16 protein-coding genes and 1 pseudogene are annotated in these 22,667 nt (G+C 38.5%); 12 read left to right on the top strand and 5 right to left on the bottom strand.

What is annotated here, in order from left to right; translation table 11 throughout:
- Nucleotides 1-151: 151 nt before the first annotated feature.
- The 4 genes from B494_RS0113945 to B494_RS0113930 form a co-directional block, all read right to left on the bottom strand.
- Nucleotides 152-1,756: a glycoside hydrolase family 43 protein gene (locus B494_RS0113945; RefSeq protein ID WP_017473003.1), complete on the bottom strand. Its 1,605-nt coding sequence runs from the start codon at nucleotides 1,754-1,756 to the stop codon at nucleotides 152-154.
- A 15-nt stretch (nucleotides 1,757-1,771) separates the two neighbouring features.
- The gene (locus B494_RS0113940; protein WP_017473002.1) at nucleotides 1,772-2,905 is read right to left on the bottom strand and encodes a family 8 glycosyl hydrolase; all 1,134 of its coding nucleotides are present in this window, start codon (nucleotides 2,903-2,905) and stop codon (nucleotides 1,772-1,774) included.
- 20 nt (nucleotides 2,906-2,925) lie between these two features.
- The gene (locus B494_RS0113935) at nucleotides 2,926-4,425 is read right to left on the bottom strand and encodes a GH39 family glycosyl hydrolase (protein WP_420884349.1); all 1,500 of its coding nucleotides are present in this window, start codon (nucleotides 4,423-4,425) and stop codon (nucleotides 2,926-2,928) included.
- A 116-nt stretch (nucleotides 4,426-4,541) separates the two neighbouring features.
- On the bottom strand, nucleotides 4,542-6,086 hold the full coding sequence (locus B494_RS0113930) for a glycoside hydrolase family 43 protein (RefSeq protein WP_017473000.1): 1,545 nt from the start codon (nucleotides 6,084-6,086) through the stop codon (nucleotides 4,542-4,544).
- 285 nt (nucleotides 6,087-6,371) lie between these two features.
- On the opposite strand from B494_RS0113930, the gene B494_RS0113925 reads away from it, so the two are divergent.
- The 12 genes from B494_RS0113925 to B494_RS0113870 all read left to right on the top strand — a co-directional run bounded on the left by B494_RS0113925 (nucleotide 6,372) and on the right by B494_RS0113870 (nucleotide 21,823).
- Entirely contained in the window at nucleotides 6,372-6,920 is a 549-nt protein-coding gene (locus B494_RS0113925; protein WP_017472999.1) for a type 2 periplasmic-binding domain-containing protein, read from the top strand.
- Nucleotides 6,921-7,085: 165 nt separating this feature from the next.
- Nucleotides 7,086-7,799: a YesL family protein gene (locus B494_RS0113920; RefSeq protein ID WP_017472998.1), complete on the top strand. Its 714-nt coding sequence runs from the start codon at nucleotides 7,086-7,088 to the stop codon at nucleotides 7,797-7,799.
- A 9-nt stretch (nucleotides 7,800-7,808) separates the two neighbouring features.
- Nucleotides 7,809-9,554 (top strand): sensor histidine kinase, encoded by a 1,746-nt coding sequence (locus B494_RS0113915; protein WP_017472997.1) that lies wholly within the window; start codon nucleotides 7,809-7,811, stop codon nucleotides 9,552-9,554.
- Nucleotides 9,555-9,694: 140 nt separating this feature from the next.
- Nucleotides 9,695-11,380, top strand: a complete 1,686-nt coding sequence (locus B494_RS0113910) for an extracellular solute-binding protein (RefSeq protein ID WP_017472996.1) — start codon at nucleotides 9,695-9,697, stop codon at nucleotides 11,378-11,380.
- A 318-nt stretch (nucleotides 11,381-11,698) separates the two neighbouring features.
- Nucleotides 11,699-12,631 (top strand): ABC transporter permease, encoded by a 933-nt coding sequence (locus B494_RS0113905; protein WP_051128277.1) that lies wholly within the window; start codon nucleotides 11,699-11,701, stop codon nucleotides 12,629-12,631.
- Nucleotides 12,632-12,644: 13 nt separating this feature from the next.
- On the top strand, nucleotides 12,645-13,565 hold the full coding sequence (locus B494_RS0113900; RefSeq protein WP_017472994.1) for a carbohydrate ABC transporter permease: 921 nt from the start codon (nucleotides 12,645-12,647) through the stop codon (nucleotides 13,563-13,565).
- A 167-nt stretch (nucleotides 13,566-13,732) separates the two neighbouring features.
- Nucleotides 13,733-15,784, top strand: coding sequence for an alpha-glucuronidase family glycosyl hydrolase (locus B494_RS0113895; protein WP_017472993.1), 2,052 nt, complete (start codon nucleotides 13,733-13,735; stop codon nucleotides 15,782-15,784).
- 19 nt (nucleotides 15,785-15,803) lie between these two features.
- The gene (uxuA, locus tag B494_RS0113890) at nucleotides 15,804-16,874 is read left to right on the top strand and encodes a mannonate dehydratase (protein WP_017472992.1); all 1,071 of its coding nucleotides are present in this window, start codon (nucleotides 15,804-15,806) and stop codon (nucleotides 16,872-16,874) included.
- Nucleotides 16,871-17,716: an SDR family oxidoreductase gene (locus B494_RS0113885; RefSeq protein WP_017472991.1), complete on the top strand. Its 846-nt coding sequence runs from the start codon at nucleotides 16,871-16,873 to the stop codon at nucleotides 17,714-17,716. Before uxuA ends, B494_RS0113885 begins: the two co-directional genes overlap by 4 nt.
- 223 nt (nucleotides 17,717-17,939) lie before the next feature.
- Entirely contained in the window at nucleotides 17,940-19,253 is a 1,314-nt protein-coding gene (gene xylA, locus B494_RS0113880; protein ID WP_017472990.1) for a xylose isomerase, read from the top strand.
- Between the two features lie 64 nt (nucleotides 19,254-19,317).
- Nucleotides 19,318-20,811 (top strand): xylulokinase, encoded by a 1,494-nt coding sequence (gene xylB / locus B494_RS0113875; protein WP_017472989.1) that lies wholly within the window; start codon nucleotides 19,318-19,320, stop codon nucleotides 20,809-20,811.
- A gap of 31 nt (nucleotides 20,812-20,842) precedes the next feature.
- Nucleotides 20,843-21,823 (top strand): endo-1,4-beta-xylanase, encoded by a 981-nt coding sequence (locus B494_RS0113870; RefSeq protein ID WP_017472988.1) that lies wholly within the window; start codon nucleotides 20,843-20,845, stop codon nucleotides 21,821-21,823.
- A 309-nt stretch (nucleotides 21,824-22,132) separates the two neighbouring features.
- Here B494_RS0113870 and B494_RS21085 read toward each other — a convergent pair.
- Nucleotides 22,133-22,667, bottom strand: a pseudogene (locus B494_RS21085) (SA1320 family protein); the annotation flags it as partial.

Here is a 22,667-nt window from a genome sequence, read left to right as displayed (position 1 = left end):
TTTACTGAATTAGCTGAAGCCGTGCCCGCAGAAAGGGAGTATATTTCCTCTGCGGGTATGTGATAAACCTACACATTCTAACATCATTCGTATTTGGAGAGCATATTTTTGTTGTGTCCCAGCCTCCTTGTTCAAGGTGGATAAGCGTTGATTAGCTTGGATCATAAGTGAAATAATCAAAGTCAGCATGGAGCTGTTCACCAGAAGTATCTTGGACAGCCATGCCAACAAATGCACCAGTAAAGAAGCCGCCACCTTTGATATAATCGTCTGATAGTTTGTATGAGCGGAATACAGGACCAATATCTTGCCATGACACGCCATCAAGACTGTAGGCATATCGATAGTCATTATCATTAACCGTTACGCGTAAATAGACAGGACTATTATCCTGTGGTAACACGACTTCATGCCCTTTTAGAGGCTGAGAGAACGCTGTATTATCACTAACCATAATGTCTAAAATGCGCCCCTTGGTTTCATGATGGGTGATATTTAAGTAAGTCCAATTTTCTGTATTGTAATAGTTAACGAGTCCAGCTGCTTGCTGGAAACTATTCGGATTAAATTCAATCTTTGTTTCAGAACTGAATTTAAAATGTTGCCATCTTCGAGCGACTAATGCTTGTGTAAACAAAGAAGTTAAAGATTCGCGACCAAACATTCGTAAGTGACCTGGGCGGGCTTTTAATGAAACAATGTCTTCCCCTAAGGGGATGCGCAGTGACTGGAAATCAAGTGGCAAATGGTCACCATCAAAATCTTCTTTCACAGGTTCAGGGTCAAAGGGTTGTTCTTTAATATTAGGTCCGTCAATTTCATCCTTAGGGTAATTTCCACCTTCAATATATGGCCAGTTATTTTTCCACTCTAAGCGTTGAATAGCAGTTTCACGTCCAAGTGGGCAATAGCCCCGCGGGTCAATTAAAGGATCTGTTAACTTAGGTAAGACACGTCCGGTAAGATGGACAAAAAACCATTCATCGGTATGGGTATGGACAATTGAGCCATGCCCGGCCTTTTGCAACGTAATTCGAGGATGTGCCCAAGACGAAATTAAAGGATTATCAGGATGGACTTGATATGGACCATCGATTGTTTTTGATCGGGCGATCGTTGACTGGTGGTCAAATTTAGTCCCACCTTCAGCTGTCAGTAAATAATAATAGCCATCAATATAATAGAGATGTGGCGCTTCAGTTAATTTTATATCCGTTCCTTTAAAAATAATTTTCTTTTCACCAACTAATTTTTGTTGTTGATGATCATATTGCTGCAAAACGATTCCATAGAAGTTATGGTGACCTTCTCGATGATCCCATACCATGTTAACAAAATATTTTTTACCATCGTTCGGGTTATGGAATAGTGAGGGATCAAAGCCCGAGCTATTCATATAGATCGGTTCAGACCATTCTCCATCAATGGTCTTGCAAGTTGTTAAATAATTATGTGCATCTTTCCATTGTCCGTCTGTCACCTTGATGTCAGAATAAATCAGCCAAAATTGACCATCATGATAGGATAATTGAGGCGCCCATACTCCACCAGAGTTCGGATTGCCTTTCATATCAAGTTGAGAAATTCGGTTTAAAGGTCGTGAAACAAGCTTCCAGTTCTTTAAATCTTTCGAATGATGAATGCTTACACCTGGGAACCATTCAAATGTTGATGTCGCAATGTAGTAATCTTCACCTGCTCGGCAAATACTAGGATCTGGGTTAAAGCCTGTTAGAATAGGGTTTTTGATTTTCATAGAAAGAACCTCCATTTATCGCCAAATTTTAAATTTTCCTGCTAGTGAGAGTAAGCTAAAGAAATAAAGACAGTTGTCATAGTAACGCCGGTCTCCCGTGCGTAAAGGTGTTTGCCAAAATCTTTCGATATAGTACTCACTTAATTGACCGTCTGTAGCTAGCGAAGCCATAGCTAATGAAGCAAGAAGACCAATCGGATGCAGTGATTTTTCTTCGAACGCTTCACCATTGATCTTATAGCGCCTGTAATCTTCGACAGCCTTATCTTTAAAAAACGCTTGCACCTTCTGATTCACTTCTATAGGTGTGTCAGCGTCGCGAAACCACTCATAATCAAGGCCTATGTTGCAGACGACCCGGTACGAATCACTAAAGAAATCACCGAAACCACGGACATGATTAGGTGTACCATCATAGAAGGCATATTCGGGCGATAAACCAGTGTCGTTATCGGCGGCTAAACGAATATAAGCTCGACTTGCTTGCGCTGCCTGCTTCCAGAACGGACGGTCTGACTCGTCTGCCCATTCAGCAAACAACTGATAGAAATGGGGCAAGTGGTAGGATGGGTCACTAAAATCAACTTCTGGTATAAATTTGATTAATTTGTTATCGGGGTCCCACATTGGAGAACCGTCATTGTTTTCTCCTTTATGAATGCAATCCCTTAAAAGCGTCGTCGCTTGCTCAGCATAATTAAAGGGTGCTTCACGATCCCCCCATCGTTTTGAGGCAAAGTATAGTGCCATTGCAAAATATTCTTCGCCATCAGGGGCTGGACCATGGGCATTTTTTTCACCATTTAATTGGCAAGACCAAGCAAAATAACCTTTATGGTAACCTTCATCCATATACATGTGAACTTTTGACCATTTCCAAATACGATCAAATACCTCTTGCTCGTTCATCTGTACAGCCATCATCATGCCATAGGATTGCCCTTCAGTACGGACGTCATGATTACCGGTATCGACGAGATAGCCCATGTTATCGTCCGTTTCAAAATAAATCTGTGTTTCGGGGTGTTGATTCGTAAATAAGCGATTCCAAGTGTCTTGAACTTTGGCCTCGACGTCGTTGTTGCTAATACCCAGTCTAGAAAAATGATTGCGATATTTGTCGTCTGTTTCATAAGCACCCTTCGTCATGGTACCACCTCGTTTGTTAATTAATAGGATGTTAATTGCCGATCGTTTAACAATGGATAAGTCGCTGTTTCATCGGTTATCGGTATATAACTTAATAGAGTGACTTCATTTTTTTCTAGAACGATAGACTCTGTTAAGTCGTCACTAAGTAATTGTTCCGTTTCAATAATGGGCACGGCTGCCTGTTTGATAAACTCAATTTGCTGTTGAGTAGGAAAGCGCGGGCGCCCAAGTTGTTTCCAGACATTCCATGCATTTCCGAACTGTTCCGTTACACGCTTTCTCTGCTTGAAAATGGGTTTATTTGTCCCAAATGGTAATTGAAACGACACGGTTTTATTAAAGTTGCTTCCCTTTTCCATGATTAGATTCCAAGCAAGAACAACGACGGTACCATCCTGCTTTTGTGTGATAAGTAGCTGATCATTTCGGAAGTGCTCCGTTTCACCTAACTGATTAAAGAAATGATAAAGATGATAAGTTGGCTTTGGAATTTGGTGAAAGGCGATCATGCCAAAGCCACCATGGAATAGACTTTTGGGCACGCCAGATTCTTCAAAAACATCACTAAATGTCCAATAGGAAAATGAATTAACAAGATCTCCAGCTTCAACTAAGATTTTAGCTAAATAAGCCGCATTCAATAATGTGTCATGAATCGGATTAATCGGGCTGTACGATGTATTGAATTCAGTAATGTGAAAGGGCAGGCTCGGATAACCAGAAGCCTCAATTTGCTTTCTAACCGATTTAAATTGCTCAAGCATATCCTCTGGTGGTTCTAACTCTTGGTAATAATAATCAGGTGTTTTCTCTGGCGGGCGAGATGTGTAAGCGTGTCGGCTAAAGAAATCAACCGGCACATTCTCATCGCGACAAAAGCCTAGAAATGCATCAACCCAATGATCTGATCCGCCGCAAATAGCAGGGCCCCCCACTTGCAAGTCGGGATGAATCTTTTTAATCGTTTCTGCTGTTATTTGATAAAGTTTAAAGTATTCTTGTTGGTCAGCATTTTCCCAAAATCCGGTCAGGTTTGGCTCATTCCAAACTTCAAAAGGCCAAGTAAGAACTTCTCCTAAACCATAGCGATCAATGAAGTGCTCAATGGTTGTTCGGATAAGCTCAGCCCATTTTTGGTAATCTTTCGGTGGCGTCACATTGCCCTTCCAATAAAAAACGGTTTGCATACCTGATGCTAATTTGCTTGGCATAAAACCAAGTTCGATAAACGGTTTGAGTTTTAACTCAAGCAACATATCAAAGATCCGATCAATATAAGTGAAATTGTAAAAAGGTTGCATAACACCATCAATCTCAACCTCTTGGTAAATACCTATATCATCATGGAATAGACCGTGCCCTCGAATATAACGAAAGCCAATGTCTTCTTGAACTTGTTTCAGATGTTTAACATATTCTTCTTGCAACGCGAGCCCCAATCTTCCAGTCCCAACACAATATTTCCAATTCTGATTGCGTTTTTTAGATTGATACATTTCAGCTCTAATCAAATCAATATCCCTCCATTTTATCATCATTATATGTTATATCTTACGGAAGAAAGCGCTTAAATTAAAGGGGTCAAATACTAGGTTTTGGTGTAAAAAGTATAGAAAAATATCATATGACGAAATTAGAGGTTTTCTTTGCCTTCATATTTCACCCAGTTATAATAAGCATCTATTGCTTGTTCCTCACCGTTTGTTGTTGCATATAGACCGATACATACACCAGTGAAACTGCCCCCTGCGCCACCATTTAGTTGATTTGATAAATATTTAATCGATATTTTACCTAGTGTGATCCATTCACCATCCGTGGACTTAAACTGGAAAGTATAATTTGTGTCATCACAAGAAATACGTAATTCAATTTCGTTATCCTCGATCAGGTGATCAGCAATAATGTTCGCTTCCCCTTGATAGCAACATGTAGCAACGATCGTCGACCTGTTATTGATTTGTCTAATGGCCAATTTTAAATGTGATGCTTCATCTAGACGTACAGCTATCCCTGCTTCGTCGGTTTGTTTATTAGGTGTAAAATCGATTAAAGTTGAAAAGCTCATATTAATATGCTGCTGTGGTTTACAGATGAACGTAGGAATGCCAAGACGGTCATGCAATGCATCAGCACTACTCGTTAATTTTAACCAACCTTTACGATCTGTCAGTGAATATTTTTCTTCTTTCTTTGCTCTCAAATAGAACCATTCCGTTAATGATGCATCATCGAAAGTGTAAATCGTTTTGACTTGCTCCTGGTAGTTTGTTGTGGTCAGATGATTGGATTCCATTACTGTGTTCACATGGCCACTATTATTATCAATGGCTTCAATCCAGCCCTCACGATCCCATTTAACAGGAGCTAAAAAAGTTTCTCTACCCATAAGGGTGTATTTGTTGTTTACAGGCCGTGTTCCTAAAAAGACAACCCACCAGTTATTGTTGTGATCATTGATTAAATCAGCATGCCCAATGCATTGAATCGGATGATCAGGTAAAGATTTATGAGTTAGAATGGGATAAGGGCAAAGTTCATATGGTCCATAAGGTTTATCACTTTTTGCCATGATCGCTTTATGACCATCTCCTGTCCCACCACTTGCGCATAATAAGTAATACGTATCACCAATATGATAGAGATGTGGGCCTTCTACCCATTGATCACCATCGCCACAAAAGATGGTAACGGGTTCAGTAAGTGCTTGGCCTGTGTTAATATCGATCTCATATTGAATGATATGTGAATCGTAACCTGCACCATTTTGTGTCGTAATATAAACGGTGCCGTCATCGTCAAACATGATTGACGGATCGATGTTGCCGTAAGGAATCTTAATTGGATCGGACCATGGTCCAGCGGGGTCAGTTGCGGTTACATAAAAGTTCCCTCCGCCTGATACGTTCGTCGTAATTACATAGAAATTTCCATTATGATAACGAATCGTTGGCGCATAGATCCCTCCTGAACTTTTAGCAGTTGTTAAATCGAATTTGTTTTCCTTTGAAAGCACGTGTCCAATCTGGGTCCAGTTAATGAGATCTGTACTGTGGTGAATAGGAATACCTGGATAGTATTCAAATGAGCTATTAACCAAGTAATAATCATTTTCACCCACTTTTGTAATACTGGGATCGGGATAGAATCCAGAAATAACAGGATTTAAATATTTCATTTTTTACAACTCCTATCTTTAAAATAAAAATAATGTATGTGAAATAAATAAAAACAACAGCTATTAAACTATGATACAATCAAATTAGGTTTTAGTAAGTTTGTTTGTCGAACGAACTAATTAAAGTTAGTATAGTCGCGTGCTTATTGAATGTCAACAATTGTATAGAAAAGTCTATGCATTCTTAATATTTTAAAGTAACTTCTTTAATTTATATTTTGTAAGCGCTTTATGAAGGTGGTATATTTATATAAATGGGTGCAAGTATTTAAGGGGTGAGTAATTATGAAAAAGAAATATATATGGGCCTTGATACTGACTATTTTTTTGGCAGGTTGTCAAGGAAAGGGTACAGATGGTAATCATGATGCGAATCAATTTCAGATCATGTTTATTTCAAGCATCCCTCACACCTATCAAGAACCACTACAAGCTTATATCGAAGAGCTATTGAGTGATCAATTAGATCAACATATATCCGTAAACGTGGTCGTAACTTTACCTTCTTATGATAAGCTTACCATCGAGATATTTAATAAAGAGGTTGATATGTTTGTTGTTGACAGTTGGCTAGACCAAGTGTTAATTGATCCATACGGGTTAATACCTCTGGATGATTATGTAGATCAATTTGACGATAACGCACGGCTTGATCGATTTAGACGAGAGAATCAAGATGGTACCGCTGAGCATGTCTATGCGCTTCCGTTAAGTAAAGAGACGACGTTTATCCAAGAGATAGACCTTGACTTGGAAGATGAATGGTTAGTGGGAGTTGTTGCCACATCGCCACACCAAAGCCTTGCTAAACAGTTAATTGAAGAATGGTTATAAAACGAACCTTTTATCAGTAGGCGTTCGCCCACTGATAGTTAGTTGAGTGAATCAGGATATTAGCGTCCGTTATCTTCCGCCTAAATAGATTGACCTCTGTTTTCCATTTTGAGGCGGGTGTCTTACGGACGGTTATCTGTGATAAATATTTGAGGAGGATCTTAGATGGAGAATAATTATGGCTTTCTATCCACGCGTTTTTATCGATTAATGGAATGGATTTGGCGATTTGCTTATTTAAATATACTTTGGTTGGTATTTACTCTATTGGGTCTTGGCATTTTTGGTGTATTTCCAGCGACAGCTTCTGCTTATTCGGTGATAAGAAAGTGGTTAATAAAAGATCCAGATACAGCGATTTTTAGCGTGTTTTGGTCGAGCTATAAAGCTCACTTTTTAGGTGCGAATAGCTTAGGTTATTGTTTAATAGTCATGGGTTACATTTTGTATTTTAATTATAATTATCTTGCTGTGATTTCTGGCTTTGAACACACATTTGTATTGTTTTTTTGGTTTATTACAGTCGCTATTTATCTTTTGTTGGTGCTTTTTCTATTCCCTGTCTACGTGCATTATCAACTTAAGTTCTTGCAATATTTCAAAGCTGCTATATGGGTCGCTGTTGCTAATCCATTAGCATTAATATCAATGATTTTAGGTTTAATAATAGGATCTTATTTATTTAGGTTTATACCAGGTCTAATCCCTTTTTTCTCAGTTAGTATTTTATTATCGTTAATCATGTGGAATGCTGTACATGCTTTTGAACGTATTAAGCGGAAGAAACAACGCCTTGCTAATAATGAAGATTCTTTAATATTTAGAACAAGACAACTTAAAGAAAAAATAAGCTCAGCTACTCGATCAATTAATGACTAGGTGCGGAACATGAGAACATTTATGCAATCTTTTAACGATTTAAAGATACGTAACAAGTTTTTAATTGTCTATATTCTTTCTGTTTTCCTACCTATTGTTGTATCTAATTCATTCTTTTATATGACAACAACAAAACGTTTTTTAAATCAGAAGGAAACAGACATCGAATTGGTCGTTACGCAAACGCAGGAAGAATTTAGACGCTTAACAGATCAAGCGATTGGAATGGCAACGACACTCTATTTAGATGTTCGACTTTACGATTTCTTTGACCAAAATTATGATACAGCTATTGAGTATGTCGAAGCATATAATTATGTGCTTAGGCAGTATGGGACGTCAACACCCCTTTATCATTCTATTCAGAATATAAATTTTTTTACAGAAAACCCGACGGTTATCCATTCAGGAGGCGTACATACCATTACTGATCAAATGCGAACGGAGCAATGGTATGGGCATTTGAAAAATAATCATCAACCAATTATTTACCGAGAGGAAGCGGAAGGTACTTTCATTAATTTGTCAATATTCCAAGAGCTAAATTATTTTTACTTGTATGATCAATATGAAACCATCGTAAGAATTGATATGAATCCATTAGCACTTAGGCAAGTTTTTCATAATGTCACATTGCAAGGCGATTTATACTTATTAGATGAGCGAGGGCAGATCGTTTATACAAATAATCAACAGATAGATTGGGAAGAGAATCAACTTTCATTTAATATGCTTAATTTTTCAAGCAATGATTTGATTACCAAACGAGTCATACGGGATAATTATTTAGAAAATTGGCAGATTGTAGGGGTCGTCGATACGTCTGCGTTTATAGGTGAGTTATTTGAATCAAGCCGGTTTATTATTGTTTTAAGTATTATTAACTTTATTTTACCGACGTTAATTATTGTTTTTATTTCTAAGTCATTCCATTCACGTTTGGCGAAAGTGTTGCAGCATATGAAAAGCATCGAAGACCAGCAATTTGAAGAATATCCTTATGTCAAATCTAAAGATGAGATTGGGCAGTTAACCCGACAGATCAATCGAATGACTCGGAAAATAAATCAACTATTCAATGAAGTCTTTAAAGCGAATTTGGCGAAAAAAGATTTGGAAATAAAGGAGAAGCAAGCGCAATTAAGTGCGCTTAAAAGTCAGATTAATCCACACTTCCTATTTAATTCGCTTGAAACGATTCGGATGCGATGCTTAATGAAAAATGAACTAGAAACAGCTAATATTATTGAACATATGGCTGGTATTTTTCGAAATGCCATCACATGGAATAAAGAATGGGTCACCATTGAAAATGAAGTCCAGCTTATTAAAGCCTTTTTGGAAATTCAGACCTATCGTTTTGGGGATAAACTAACTTACCATTTAGATGTTGATGATCAAATCATGAAAAGTTATATTCCAAATCTTTCTTTTCTCCCCTTTGTAGAAAATGCAAGTATCCACGGTATTGAGCCTTTGAAAGGACAAGGGGAAATAACCATAACCATCGGTCAACGGGATGGATGCATTCTATTTGAAATTCGTGATAATGGTGTAGGAATAGCTCAGCCGAGGTTAAATGCGATGATGAAACAACTTGAAAATGATGAAAACATGGGGAATAACATTGGGCTACAGAATGTTTACTATCGTTTGAAGCTTTACTTTCAAGAACAATTCACATTCCAAATATCCACTGAATTGAACAAAGGAACAACAATAATACTACAGTTGCCGATTAAGTATCACACCTGACACAATAAAATAATAACGAGCGACCCTAACGAAATACCTATATTTTTTTAGGGTCGCTCTTTAGTTTGTTATGGTGATGTATACCAGTGCCAACGTTATAATGAAAGTGCTTACAAAAAGGGAAAAGGGGTTGTCAATTAATGAAAGTGAAGAAATTATCTTTATTGTTTATGTTAATGGTGGCACTGATGTGGTTTTTTGTAGCTTGTGGAGATGCAGATGAAGAGACAACAACTGATAACGGTGAGGATTCTGGTGAAACCAGTGATGAAAATGTAACTTACCATTACTTTATTGGTGGTTCAGGTCGAGATGTTCATACGAATGAAACCGTTATAGGAGAAATTTTTGAAGAACAAACAGGTGTTAATTTCCAAGTAGAGTATCTTGTCGGTGATCTTAACGAACGAATTGGCGTTATGTTAGCTGGTGGGACGTACCCAGACGTAGTGGTTGGGGCTGGGACAGAAGATATGCTTGTTGACGCAGGGGCTTTTATTCCATTGAATGACTTGTTAGAGGAGCATGGTCCAAATATTCTTGAAATGTATGGAGAATACTTAGATCGCTTTACTTATCCTGATGGAAATATTTATTATATTCCATTTGGTGCAGAGATTAATGAGTACCAGCCAATGGCTAATATTGATCAAGGTGCTTTTTGGATTCAACGTGGCGTGTTAAAAGAATATGATTACCCTGAAGTAAAAACCCTTGATGAATATTTTGACCTAATCACGCGATATGCTGATGAAAATCCAGAGATAGATGGAATGACTACGGTCCCTTTTACCGGGATAGGACATGACACAAATTTCTTTAGAATTTCTAATGCACCTAATCATTTAGCTGGTTATCCAAATGACGGTGGGATCATGATTGATATGGAAACACATGAAGCTTCTGTCTATGCTGATTCTGAGCATGCAAAACGTTATTTGGAGAAATTAAATGAATTGAATGCTGAAGGTTATTTAGATCAAGAGATGTTTGTTATGAATAACGATGATTATTTAGCGAAACTATCGTCAGGGCGGGTATTAGGTTTCTTTGATTATGGTTGGGCATTCGGAGATGCAAGAAACGCGCTTCAAGAAGCAAATGATCCGGATAAAGAGTTTATGGCACTACCTATTGTCTTTGATGAGGATATTAAAGACCAGTATATTGACCCGCCTGCCTTTGTTCAAAATAGAGGTACGGGTATCACAGTTAATGCCGAAAATCCTGAACGAATTATTCAGTATTGGGATAACATGGTTAAGGAAGAAAACCAACGCTTGATCATGTGGGGAATCGAAGGTGAACATTACGAAGTGAATGATGAAGGTCGTTATTATCGTACAGAGGAACAAATTGAACTTGTGCGCCCGCAAAGTTTTCAAGAAGAATTTGGAATGACGACGTTCTCATGGGATTGGCCCCGTATCAACGGGACGTTCTCTGATGGAAATTCTATTGAACCAAGACGTCAACCAGAAGTGGCAACATTGGAATACCGGGAAGGTGATCGTGAGTACCTGGATGCTTATGGTATAGATACTTTTTCCGAAATATTCTCATTGCCTGATGATCGTCCATGGTACCCAGCATGGAGTGCAAATATTGCACCAGGATCAGACGCTGATATTTTTGAGGAAAATTCTGATCAATTATTAAAACGTCACTATCCACGGATCGTCTTAGCTGATCCGAGTAGCTTTGAAGCTGAGTGGGATACATTTGTTGAGGCATACCGATCGCTAAATGTCGACGCGTATGAAGAATTTTTCACAAGAACGGTTGAAGAGCGTCTTAATGGTAACTGGCAGTTTGGAGAAGAATAACTGTTGAAATAATAAGCATAATGGTTATGGTAACTATAGTTGCCATAACCATTATGCAATCACCACTGCAAGTACTTAAATGAAATGTATCATTATTAGTTTGGAAAAATAGACGAACTGAAGTGAAAATACTTTAGACGAATCCTATATAGAGTATTTTTTCAGTTATAAATATAAGTGAATACTAGCAATAGTCTAGTAGGTTTATTTTTCTAAATTAATCATAAAAAACGAAGGGGGTAGATGACTTTGGCACAACCAGTAAATCCCATAGAAGTCAAGGAGCGTATAAAATATAAAGGCAAACATAAGGTCAACCTGCAACGTCCGAAAAAAGGACCTAAATATTTTTTTCGTAAGTGTAAAGAGCAAAAAGAATTGCTATGGATGAGCGTTCCATTCTTAATTTGGTTATTTATATTCAAATATTTACCGTTAGGCGGATGGGTGATGGCATTCCAAAATTTCCGTCCAGCCAGAGGCTTTTTGGATCAGGAATGGGCAGGCTTTGATAATTTTCGCTTTCTATTTGGAAGTGAGCGATTTTTAGAAATTATGCGTAATACATTAGCGATGAGCATCATCAATCTCGTGCTTGGTTTTGTAACAGCCGTAACATTAGCGGTGTTATTAAATGAACTTAGAAACATTACATTTAAAAGGGTCGTTCAAACGATTAGCTATATGCCTCATTTTCTATCATGGGTAGTTGTAGCTGGACTTGTTTCAACTGCGTTGTCGATGGATGATGGAATTATTAACACCGTACTATTAAACTTAGGAATTATTGACACACCCGTTATGTGGTTAGGTGTTGGTCATTATTTTTGGGGGATTATTGGTGCTTCAGATGTATGGAAGAGCGTTGGGTGGAACTCTATTATATATTTAGCTGCCATGACAATGATTGATCAGGAGCAATATGAAGCGGCAGAAATTGATGGAGCCTCGAGAATGCAACGGATATGGTACATTACATTACCAGGTATAAAGCCAGTTGTTGTTATTCTACTGATCATGAATATTGGTTATATTCTTGAATCTGGTTTTGAGGCACAGTACTTACTTATGAATTCAATGAATATGGATTTTGCGGAAAACTTAGATATCTATGTGTTGAGGTATGGTATATCGATGGCAAACTTTTCACTTGCTACCGCTGCCGGCATGTTCAAGACCATCATAAGCTTTATCTTTTTGTTTGGGGCCAATAAAATAGCAGAAAAATTGGGAGAAGCACGATTATTCTAAAGGAGGGGATATAATGAGTCTCTTAAGAAGGCTTGCAGGCAAAAGAAGAGGGATTGATGATCTAATCTTTGATTCAGTTAATATTCTATTAATGCTGATTTTAGTGGTAGTTATGTTATACCCCATGTTAAATACATTAGCTATATCATTAAATGATGCTACAGATACCGTTCGTGGCGGATTGCATATTTTACCGCGTTCATTTACAACGCATAATTATACACATGTTTTTAATGAAGCGCAGGTTATTCGGGCTGGGATTACATCTGTCTTAAGAACAGTTGTAGGTACAGGTCTAGGTGTGTTTGCATCAGCTATGGTCGCTTACACCATCTCAAGACCACACTTCATTTTGAAAAGATTTACAACACTAGCATTCGTTTTAACCATGTACATGAATGCAGGGTTAATCCCTACTTATTTACTTAATAGAGAACTCGGATTGATTGGTTCTTTTTGGGTTTATATTCTACCTACCCTTATAGGGGTATTCAATTTAATTGTCATTCGTTCTTTTATTGAAGGGTTACCAGAGACGATCTTCGAATCTGCACGAATGGATGGCGCGGGAGAGTTTGTTCAGTTCTTTAAGATCGCATTACCGCTTGCCGTTCCAGTTATTGCAACAGTTTCTTTGTTCGTTGCAGTGGGTCAATGGAATCAATGGTTTGATGTGTTTATCTACAATTCATCAATACCTGAATTAAGTACTCTCCAATATGAGCTCATGAAAGTACTACAAAGTACGAATACTTCTGGAGGTGGCGCAGCAGACTCTTTTGCAGATTCTTTGGGGGGGCAGGTAGAAATGGTAACACCGCAATCGGTCCGAGCTGCTATGACTGTTGTCGTTTCAGTGCCTATTATTATGGTCTATCCATTTTTGCAAAAATACTTTGTAAAAGGATTAACCTTAGGCGGAGTAAAAGGTTAGTGCTATGTTAAGCGTCTTGGGCTTATAAAGTCAAGGCGCTCTATTTTTAAAATTAAATAATAAACTATAAATAGTTAAGAAATCTTTGCTGTAAGATTAACGGTAAGAGGAGCGTGCAATACTAGGGAGATAGTTTTATATATTAATTGAGGGGAGTGAGTGTATATATGTGCAAATATAGAAATGGAGAGTGGCTAGTTGATCAACTGGAAGAAAATCAATTGACGAGTTATCGCGCGTGGCTGCAATATCAAGCGATTGAGGTGCAAAGCTATAAACAAGCTACTATTCGCTATCTTTACACTGTTACCGTCACTAAACGAGATGAGGTCATTGATCGTGGGTTAGATGAATTAAATGTCGCGCTTGATGCGATGTTTGGTTATCAACCAGCTATTCACTTAGCGGATCATAATGAAGCGGGGCTAGTCCTTCTATGTGATTCGTCGTATCAAGAAGAAGCATACGCAATTGAATCGACAGAGCAACGGATTAGCATTACCGGTGGTTCAAGTCGCGCCATTCTATATGGAATCTTTCACTTGTTACGATTGATTCAACAGCAAGAGCCAATATCTCAGTTGCTAATTAAAGAAAGACCTAAAAATGCCATTCGAATGATTAATCATTGGGATGATATGGATGGATCGGTGGAGCGAGGGTATGCAGGAGAATCCTTCTTCTATAAAGATTATCAATTTATTAAAGATCGCCAACGCATTAATGATTATGCTAGATTACTTAGTTCAATTGGGATTAATGCTTTGACGATTAATAATGTTAATGTCCATCAAATAGAATCAAAGTTAATTACAGATAGGTATTTAGCAGATGTTAAGCAAACTTCAGACATTTTTTATCAATACGGGATTACCGTCTATTTAAGCATTAATTATGCAGCCCCTATTGAAATAGGCGGATTAAACAGTGCTGATCCATTAGAAACAAAAGTGATGACCTTTTGGAAAGAAACAGTCAAACATGTCTATCAAAAAGTGCCGAAGTTAGGTGGCTTTTTAGTTAAGGCTGATTCAGAAAATCGCCCAGGACCATTCACTTATGGCCGCAATCATGCGGAGGGAGCTAATATGCTTGCTGATGCCGTTGCTCCTTATGGAGGCAAGATAATCTGGCGTTGTTTTGTTTATAACTGTAAACAAGATTGGCGCGATCGAAAAACAGATCGTGCGAGAGCGGCTTATGATCACTTTATGCCACTTGATGGGCAATTTAAGGATAACGTGGTTTTACAAGTTAAAAATGGTCCAATGGATTTTCAAGTTAGAGAGCCGGTCTCTCCATTAATTGGTGGTTTACAACAGACCAACCAATTTTTAGAGTTTCAGATTGCACAAGAATATTTAGGGCAACAGCGCCATCTTGTCTATTTGATTCCTCAATGGAAGGAAGTATTGGCGTTTGATACGCATGCAAAAGGTCCAGGGACAAAAGTTAAAGATATTGTAAGTGGAGATGTATTTCAAAATAAAATCGCGGGTATTGCAGCTGTTTCTAATGTGGGTCGAGATTATAATTGGACTGGGCATACGATGGCACAACTTAACTTGTATGGTTATGGAAGGCTGGTTTGGAACCCTAACTTAACTGCTGAACAGATTGCTTTAGAATGGATCAAGCAAACCTTTGGTTGCCATGCTGAATACGAAAACATGATGATGGAAATGCTTATGCCTTCATGGGAGACCTATGAAAACTACACCTCTCCACTTGGCATTGGTTGGATGGTTAATGTTAATCATCATTATGGCCCAAATGTGGATGGCTATGAGTACATGGCATGGGGAACGTATCACTTTGCAGATCGAGAAGGTCTTGGTGTTGATCGAACCATAAAGACAGGCACAGGTTACACTGGCCAATATCACCCTGAAATTTGTGAGCTTTATGAATCGTTAGAAACGTGTCCAGATGAATTGGTATTGTTTTTTCATCATCTGCCTTATACCCATAAATTGAAAAGTGGAAAAACGGTTATACAGCATATTTATGATAGCCATTTTCAAGGCGTTGTGCAAGTTGAAGCCATGATTGAGACTTGGCAACAGCTTCAGCATTTTGTCGATCAGCAGCGTTATCAAGATGTGAAGGCGCGATTAGACCATCAATTGGTGTCAGCTAAAGAATGGCGCGATATTATAAATGCGTATTTTCATCGAAAGTCAGGCATTGCAGATCAACATGGCCGTATCATTTATTAATTAAGGGGGGATTAAGACGATGAAGATGACATTTAGATGGTTTGGTCGCGATGATCGGATTCCACTTCAATATATCAAACAGATTCCAGGTATGACGGGTGTGGTAGGCGGGATTTTTCATATACCGGCTGGTGAAAATTGGCCGGAAGCAGATGTCAAAGCACTTGTCGAACAAGCCAAGCAAGCGGATTTAGCGCTTGAAGTCATTGAAAGTGTTAATGTTCATGATGATATTAAATTAGGATTGCCATCTCGTGACCGGTATATTGAAAATTATAAATCGACGATACGTACATTAAGTAACTATGGCATTAAAGTCATTTGTTATAATTTTATGCCTATCTTTGATTGGACGCGTTCAGACTTAGCCATGTCGCTTGCTGATCACTCTACTGTCCTTGCTTATCAACACGCTAAAATTGAGGGCATTGAACCGGCAGAATTGATTAGGCATATAGCAGAGGGATCTAAAGGGCATGCCATGCCAGGATGGGAACCTGAGCGACTTGCTGATATTGCGAAGTTGTTTAAGCAATACGAAGGGATAACAGAAGAAGATCTGTTTAATAACCTTGTATATTTTCTAGAACAAATCATTCCTGTTGCGAAAGCTTGCGACATTCGAATGGCAATACATCCCGATGACCCTCCATGGTCGGTATTTGGTCTGCCAAGAATTGTGAAAGATGAAGCTGATTTAGATCGGATCATTCATGCTGTCAATGAACCAGAAAATGGATTAGCGCTTTGTTCCGGTTCATTAGGTGCAAATCGTTCGAATGATTTAATTCATATTTTTAATAAGTTTGTTGCAATCGATCGCGTGCCGTTTATTCATATTCGCAATATCACCCACAATGATAATGGTGATTTCCATGAAGTCGCACACAAAGATGCTAGTGGTACTGTCGACGTTAAGAAACTTATCGACGTTTTATCTAGAAATCATTTTAAAGGTTATTTACGTCCTGATCACGGTCGAATGATATGGGGAGAAGAGGGACGACCGGGTTATGGCTTGTATGATCGGGCTTTAGGGGCTGTATATTTGCAAGGGATATGGGACGCATTAGAGGGGGAACAAAAATGAGACCAATACATTCACAATTAAACGGAAAGGTTGCCGTGATTACAGGTGGTGGCGGTGTGCTTTGTGGTTCGATGGCTCGTGAGCTAGCCGAACATGGCATGAAAATTGCTATCTTAAATTATCCCAAGACATTTGGTGATCAAACAGCAACGGCTATTAAGAAAAAAGGTGGAGAAGCACTTTCGATTTTATGTGATGTAACCAAGCGTGAAAATGTAGAGCAAGCAAAAAATGCAGTTGTAGAAGCATTTGGTCGTGTTGATTTATTAATCAATGGGGCTGGCGGGAATCATCCAGAAGGGTCGACAACAAATGAAGTATACGATCAAGAAGATATTGAGGACCCAGAAGTGCGAAGCTTCTTTGACTTAACGCAAGCTGGTTTTAATCATGTTTTCAACCTCAATCTGATGGGGACGCTGTTACCGTCACAAGTATTTACTACAGAGCTGTTAAGAACAAAAGGTTCAATCATTAATATGTCATCGATGAGTGCGCCTTCTCCGATGACAAAAGTGCCAGCCTATAGTGCAGCGAAAGCAGGAATTGATAATTTCACGCAGTGGATGGCTGTTCACTTTGGTAAGACAGGAATCAGAGTCAATGCGCTAGCTCCGGGATTTTTCTTGACCGAACAAAACCGGCGATTATTAACGCATGAAGATGGTTCTTATACTGAAAGAACGAAGAAAATCTTATCGCAAACACCAATGGACCGGCTAGGAAAGCCCGAAGATCTTCATGGCGCATTATTGTGGCTAGCTGATGACAGTTATAGTGGGTTTGTGACAGGTATAAGTGTTCCAATTGATGGTGGTTTTATGGCTTATTCAGGTGTTTAAGTAAGCAGCAACGCTCTTTAGTGTTAACTATTTACCGCAGATAATCGTTCGTAAAACGCTGCCCTCTGATTGATGATTCGTTTTATTTAGAGTGATCAAAGCAATTCGTAATATTGACTAAAAAATAAATAAAAAACTTAGTTAATTCAATGGACTAACTAAGTTAAACATGATAGAATACAAGTGTTAAATCTTAAACTATTATATTTGGGAGGTTATTCATTTGTCATATTTCAAAGATATTCCTAAGGTAACCTATGAAGGACGCCATGCAAGTAATCCTTACGCTTTTAAGTTTTATAATCCAGAAGAGCAGGTTGGTGGCCAATCGATGAAAGATATTCTTCGTTTTGGAATCGCTTACTGGCACACATTTACTGGTGATGGTGGCGACCCATTTGGATCAGGTACGGCCCAACGTCCATGGGATCACCTGAAAGGTATGGATTTAGCTAAAGCTCGTGTTGAAGCAGCATTTGAATTTTTTGAAAAAATAGACGCTCCATTTTTCTGCTTCCATGATGTTGATGTTGCACCAGAGGGTGATACGCTACGGGAGTCGAACAAAAATCTAGATGTAATCGTTAACATGATTAAAGACTATATGAAAGATAGCAAAACAAAATTATTATGGAATACAGCAAATATGTTTACAAATCCACGATGGACCCATGGTGCTGGTACATCTTCACATGCAGATGTCTATGCTTATGCAGCCGGCAAAATAAAAAAAGGTCTAGAGGTAGGTAAAGAATTAGGCGCTGAGAATTATGTTTTTTGGGGAGGACGTGAAGGGTACGAGTCTCTACTTAACACAGATATGAAGCTTGAGCAACAAAACCTTGCCAATCTCTATCATATGGCGATTGATTATGCAAAAGAACTTAATTTTGACGCACAGTTTTTAATTGAACCGAAACCAAAAGAGCCGACAACACATCAATATGATTTCGATGTCGCTACAGCTACAGCCTTTTTACATCAATATGATTTACAAGATCATTTTAAATTTAATATCGAGGCTAACCATGCAACATTGGCTGGTCATACATTTGAGCATGAGTTGCGTGTTGCTCGTGACAGTGGCATGTTAGGCTCTGTCGATGCTAACCAAGGCGATCTTTTATTAGGTTGGGATACAGATGAATTCCCAACAGACCTCTATGCAACGACATTGGCTATGTATGAAATTTTGAAAAATGGTGGCTTAGGTCGTGGTGGACTAAACTTTGACGCTAAAGTGCGCCGGGGTTCATTTGAAACAGAAGATTTATTCCATGCACATATTGCTGGTATGGATGCATTTGCTGTGGGATTGAAAGTTGCTCAAAAAATGATTGATGATAACTTCTTTGAAACTATTGTTGATCAGCGTTATCAAACATATCAAACAGAGATAGGTCAGAAAATTATTGCTGGACAAACGGATTTAAAAGAACTTGAAGCACATGCAATAGACTTAAAAGATATCGATGTCCGTTCGGGTCAGGTTGAAAAGATTAAAGCAAGAATCAACCAATACTTGTTAAACATTTAATGAAGAAATCATGCGGATCGTGCTCAGCGCTATTCGCATGGTTTGTATTTAAGGAGGTTTGTTAATGAGTTACGTAATCGGGGTTGATTTGGGAACGAGTGCTGTCAAAGTTCTTCTCGTTTCAAAAACGGGTGAAGTCGTTGATGAAGAATCCAAGTCCTATCCGCTCTATCATGATCAGCCAGGCTATAGTGAGCAAGAGCCAAATGATTGGGTGGAACAGACGAAACTTGCAATTAAAGCGATAACCGATCGTTTAGACGACCCAGCAAAAATTGAGGGACTAAGTTTTTCTGGACAGATGCACGGTCTTGTTTTGATCGATGAGAAGGGTCAACCGCTTCGACGAGCGATACTTTGGAATGATACACGAACAACTGATGAATGTCGTGAAATTGAAACCAATGTTGGATTAGAACAACTGCACTTGATTACAAAAAATCCAGCATTAGAAGGTTTTACACTGCCTAAGTTGCTCTGGGTGAAAAAGCATCAGCCGGAACTTTTTCAAAAGGCAAGCACATTTTTACTACCAAAAGACTATCTACGCTATTGCTTAGCCGGCGATATAAGTATGGATTACTCTGACGCAGCTGGCACATTGTTATTAAATGTTGCAAAAAAAGTATGGAGCAAAGACATGTGTGAAAAAAATGATATTCCCATTTCGCTTTGTCCGCCATTAGTAGGTTCCTACCAACAAACAGGAACCATTCTTGAAGAAGTGGCAAAAGAAACAGGGTTATCAACGGTGTGTAAAGTTTTTGCTGGTGGTGCTGATAACGCATGCGGTGCTATTGGAGCTGGTATTTTAGAGGATGGTGTGACATTAAGTAGTACCGGTACATCAGGTGTGGTTTTATCTTATGAGGCAACGGGTGATAAAGATTTCCAAGGGCAAGTGCATTACTTTAATCATGGTGATCCATCAGCATTTTATACGATGGGGGTCACGTTAGCTGCTGGTTATAGTTTAAGTTGGTTTAAAGATACGTTTGCTAAAGATGTTTCGTTTGATCAATTAGTAATGGAAGCGAAGGCATCTACCGTCGGTGCAAGGGGATTGCTATTCACCCCATACATTGTTGGAGAACGAACCCCGCATCCTGATAGTGCGATTCGTTCGAGCTTTATCGGTGTTCATGCTAATCATACTCGTGGTGATTTTGCTCGAGCAGTTATTGAAGGCATAACATTTAGTTTGAATGAGTCGGTTGAAATTTTTCGTAGTAAAGGAAAAAATATTGATAAAGTTGTCGCTATTGGTGGTGGCGCTAAAAGTGACTTATGGTTACAAATTCAAGCGGATATCTTTAATGCTGAGGTCGTCACCTTATCTAATGAACAAGGTCCAGGCATGGGTGCTGCCATATTGGCTGCAGTTGGGGTAGGCTGGTATAGCAAATTAGAAGATTGTGCCAATGACTTTGTTTCACAGGCGAAAATCTATCAGCCTATTAAAGCAAATGTTGACAAGTATCATGAGTTATTCAAGCTCTATCAACAAGTGTATCATTCAACCAAACAATTAAATCACGATTTAGCAACGTTTAGATAACCTTTTAAAGGAAGAGGTGGCTTTTTAAAAGATGAAAGCCTTAAAAGATCAATTTAAAGAACAATTTTTAATTGGAGCAGCTGTAAATAGTGAGACGATAAAAGCGGATCAGGCATTATTAAAAACACATTTTAACTCGATTACTGCAGAAAATGAGATGAAATTTGAAAATATTCATCCGAAACCTGATCATTATGATTTCAAAGAGGCGGATCAATTCTTGGCATTCGCTGAAAACCATCACATGCAAATGCGAGGCCATACATTGGTTTGGCATAATCAAACACCGGATTGGTTTTTTCATGATCATAGTGGTCAGCAACTGTCGCGTCTTGAATTGTTAAATCGGATGGAAGCCCATATTCACGCCGTGGTGACGCGCTATAAAGGGCGAATTTACGCTTGGGATGTCGTCAATGAAGCCATTTCTGACGAAGGAAATGTGTTATATCGTCAATCAAAATGGTTAGAGATCATTGGTGATGATTTTATTGATTATGCCTTTCGTTTTGCTCATGAAGCAGATCCTGATGCTTTGCTATTTTATAATGATTACAATGAGTCAAATCCACAGAAGCGGGAAAAAATCTATCAATTAGCTCAAGGTTTGTTGTCACGTGATGTTCCCATTCACGGCATTGGTTTACAAGCCCACTGGAATCTTTATGACCCAAGCCTGCAAGATATAGAGGCTGCGATTAAGCGCTATGCTGAGCTAGGTTTAACACTGCACATTACGGAAATGGATGTTTCTATGTTTAGGTTTGATGATAAGCGGACAGATCTAGAAAAACCAACGAAAGAAATGTTGGCGTTGCAAGCAGAGCGCTATGCTAACTTTTTTGAGTTGTTTACGACGTACGATCAAGCTATTTCTTCTGTCACGTTTTGGGGCGTCTCTGATCGATATACATGGTTAAGTGACTTTCCTGTGAGAGGTAGAAAGAATTGGCCATTTCTATTTGATCAAAATGGAGCAGCTAAGCCCGCTTATCATCATATAATAAAATAATTTCCCCCACCCCTAAGTGCAATTCTATGCTTAGGGGTTTTTTAGTTTATCCTGTTTCAATGACCCAGTGATATATATGCATTAAGGATATCTCTACTTTTTGTTTCCTTGTAAGAAAGCTCAAATGGTTTCTAAAAAACGTCAAAGCGATGCAAGTACCAAGTATAAGAAAAGCTAGCCCACTTAATAAAGGTGGAGTGAATGTAAGTCATTCGACTATTAAAAAAACAGGTAGCTATATAAAACAAACCGCCCAATGATGACTTTGTTACCTGTCCATCTTTAGGCGGTTTTATGTTACTTCAATTCTTACCACGTTGCGGCTCGCGTCGTCTGCTCCTCAATAATACTCATATTTTTTTTAACATCGGACGAGACTTCGTGTAAGGAGGTAATCGCTTCTGCTTCATGATCAGATAATTGGAATACAATATCGTCAAACAATAACTGCATGTCTTTTAAGATAGACGTTGCTGCAATGTTATAAATATGTATATTATAATAGCCGGTGTTGTTAAATAGTGCAGAATCTATGTATGGTCGTAAATTATCAATGACAGTAGGATAGTTTTCCATAAATTTTTGTAGGCCTGTCCGAATGCCTTCGACCGTTTCGTTCATTTCTTCAACAGGATGAAGGAATGCATTTACTTGTTCCTTAACTTGATCATCATAGTCTGTAAACAGACTGCGTACGAGGTTGATGGGATTACCATATAAAGAAAGGTAAGTGCCTCCCTTAACTAAACCAACTAATGCTTTACCTGCAATCTCTATAAGCGCCACTTTATTTATTAAAGTCATGGCGATCGGGAACAAAATGGCAGAGCTTGTTACTTTAAAA

This window comes from Amphibacillus jilinensis Y1, assembly GCF_000306965.1.
GTDB classification, from domain to species: Bacteria; Bacillota; Bacilli; order Bacillales; family Amphibacillaceae; genus Amphibacillus_C; species Amphibacillus_C jilinensis.
This window is presented reverse-complemented; position numbering and strand designations above follow the sequence as displayed.